Here is a 433-nt window from a genome sequence, read left to right as displayed (position 1 = left end):
ATCCACGGCACACCGACCCAGCGTTCGCGCTTTCTGCCAGGCTTGATGGATGGCTCGTTGATCGGTGCCAATGCCTCGACGGAAGACGAAGCAGGCTCGGACGTGTTCTCCATGCGCACCCAAGCTATACGAGACGGCGACAGCTATGTCCTTAACGGTTCGAAAACCTATATCACCAATGCCCCCATCGCGGATCTGTGCGTCGTCTACGCCACCATCGACCCCACACTCGGTCCACTTGGCGTCACCGCGTTCCTGGTCGAGACGACCAACCCGGGCCTGGAGCTGAGCCCACCGTTGGAAAAGATGGGACTGCGCACCGCACAGATGGGCCGAATCACGCTTAAGGACTGCCGTGTCCCGGCCGATGCAATACTGGGAAGGGAAGGACGAGGCGTCAAGGTCTTTGAAAGTGCCATGGAATACGAACGGG

General features: G+C 59.6%; 1 protein-coding gene. It reads left to right on the top strand.

What is annotated here, in order from left to right:
• The coding region (locus tag KPG66_RS16985) for an acyl-CoA dehydrogenase family protein (protein WP_237071623.1) at positions 1–433 on the top strand (433 nt) is incomplete at both ends.

This window comes from Mycetohabitans sp. B2 (assembly GCF_021733735.1).
GTDB classification, from domain to species: domain Bacteria; phylum Pseudomonadota; class Gammaproteobacteria; order Burkholderiales; family Burkholderiaceae; genus Mycetohabitans; species Mycetohabitans rhizoxinica.
Note: the sequence above shows the minus strand (reverse complement) of the source record. Positions and strands in the feature narration are given on the sequence as shown.